The 2142-nt window shown below is 57.6% G+C and carries 2 protein-coding genes; both read left to right on the forward strand.

Features of this window, described 5'->3' with window-relative positions; all coding sequences use genetic code 11:
- The first annotated feature begins 140 nt into the window (after positions 1 to 140).
- Positions 141 to 1538 (forward strand): signal recognition particle protein, encoded by a 1398-nt coding sequence (ffh, locus tag ACOCD2_RS17410; protein ID WP_293649351.1) that lies wholly within the window; start codon positions 141 to 143, stop codon positions 1536 to 1538.
- A 121-nt stretch (positions 1539 to 1659) separates the two neighbouring features.
- Positions 1660 to 2142 carry a CBS domain-containing protein gene (locus ACOCD2_RS17415; protein ID WP_293649352.1) on the forward strand — a complete coding sequence of 161 codons (483 nt, stop codon included), beginning with the start codon at positions 1660 to 1662 and terminating at the stop codon, positions 2140 to 2142.

A 2142-nucleotide genomic window follows, 5' to 3' on the forward strand; every position in this document is an offset into this window, starting at 1 on the left:
AGAATATACAGGATGACGGCGGCAATCATGATGAGGGTGTTTTCCATGGGGTGAAATGATGGCATATCACGTCACATACCGAAAGTCCCGCATACCCGATATAATCAGCGGTATCACTGAAAACACCGGGCTGAAATACCATGTTTGACAATCTTTCCGACCGCCTCGGCAAAGTCGTCCAGAATCTGCGCGGGCAGGGACGCATCACCGAAGACAATATCAAGGACACCATGCGGGAAGTGCGTATGGCGCTGCTGGAGGCGGATGTCGCCCTGCCGGTGGTCAAGGAATTTGTCGACGACGTGCGGCAGAAGGCCCTGGGCGAGGAGGTGCTGAAGAGCCTCACGCCGGGACAGGCGCTGGTCAAGATCGTCAATGACGAGCTCACTCATGTCATGGGCGAGGCCAACGAGGCGCTGGATCTTCGTGCCCAGCCGCCGGCAGTCATTCTCATGGCAGGCCTGCAGGGCTCGGGAAAGACCACCAGCACCGCCAAGCTGGCACGTTTTCTCAAGGAACGGGAAAACAAGAAGGTCATGGTGGTCAGTACCGATGTGTACCGTCCTGCGGCCATCGATCAGCTGCAGACACTGGCCGGTGAGGTTGGGGCGGAATTCTTTCCCAGCGATCCCAAGCAGAAGCCGGTGTCCATTGCCAAGGCGGCGCTGAAAGCGGCGAAGAAAACCTTTGCCGATGTGCTTATCGTCGATACTGCGGGCCGTTTGCATATCGACGAGGACATGATGTCCGAGATCAAGGATATCCACAAGGCGGTTGGCCCGGTGGAAACCCTGTTCGTGGTGGATTCCATGACCGGTCAGGATGCCGCCAATACGGCCAGGGCATTCAACGAGGCCCTGCCGCTTACGGGGGTGATCCTGACCAAGGCCGACGGTGATGCCAGAGGCGGTGCGGCGCTTTCCATCCGCAAGATCACTGGCAAGCCTATCAAGTTTCTGGGTGTCGGAGAGAAGACCACCGGCCTGGAGGCCTTCCATCCCGAGCGCGTTGCCTCTCGCATCCTCGGCATGGGTGATGTTGTCTCGCTCGTGGAGGAGATCGGCCAGAAAGTCGACCAGGAAAAAGCCGCCAAACTGGCGAAGAAGATTCACAAGGGGCAGGGCTTCACCCTCACCGATTTCAAGGAACAGATGGAGCAGATGGCCAACATGGGCGGCGTCATGGGCATGATGGACAAGCTCCCCAGCATGGGTCAGGTGCCCGATGCTGTCAAGGCCCAGGCCGGTGACAAGGAGATCAAGAAGCTCATCGCCATCATCAACTCCATGACCCCCAAGGAGCGCGAATTCCCGAATATCATCAAAGGCGCCCGCAAACGCCGTATCGCCAGGGGATCGGGCACCCAGGTGCAGGATATCAACCGCATGATGAAGCAGTTTCTGCAGATGCAGAAAATGATGAAAAAAATGAAAGGCGGTGGCATGGCGAAGATGATGCGCGGAATGAAAGGCAAGCTTCCCGGTGGCGGAATGCCGGGAGGCGGTATGCCGCCGGGCGGGGGCGGTTTTCCTTTCTGAGAATGGCGTATTTCCGCTGGGAAGGCACCTGTCCCAGGTCAAATCCCGGCAAATTCCGTAAACCGTACTATGCTTTACAGACATCCCCTGTATATCCCGAGAGGTGGAGGAGGCATGTCCAGTGAAGACAGTAAGAGAGATACTTGACCAGAAAGGACGCGATGTTCACACCATCGATGCGTCAGAAACGGTGCTGCAGGCAATCAGGATGCTGGCAGACAAAGGCATAGGCGCGCTGGTCGTGCAGAATGACGGCAAGACCGTCGGGCTGTTTTCAGAGCGTGACTATACCTGTAAGGTGGTGCTTACGGGAAAACGCTCGGAAAGCACGCCGGTAGGAGACATCATGAGCCAGAAACTGCTGGTGGTTCATCCGGATACGTCCATCCAGGACTGTATGGTGCTGATGACCGAAAGGCGGGGCCGCCATTTGCCTGTCGTGGAAAACGACCGGCTGGTGGGGCTGGTGTCCATTGGTGATATCGTCAAGGACATCATCCGCTGCCAGCCATGGAGAGCGAAGCGAAGGCTGGTAGACCCCAGTAGCCGCGAGGCCGCACTGCTTACCCGTCGTGCGCATAGCGCCAGAGGGGAAGCAAAGTAG

This window comes from Thiolapillus sp., assembly GCF_048562965.1.
Lineage (GTDB): Bacteria > Pseudomonadota > Gammaproteobacteria > Chromatiales > Chromatiaceae > Thiolapillus > Thiolapillus brandeum_A.

What these genes read in the sequence shown, in the direction of transcription:
- ffh (WP_293649351.1), top strand. Translation starts at nt 141, where the DNA reads ATGTTTGACAATCTTTCCGACCGCCTCGGCAAAGTCGTCCAGAATCTG.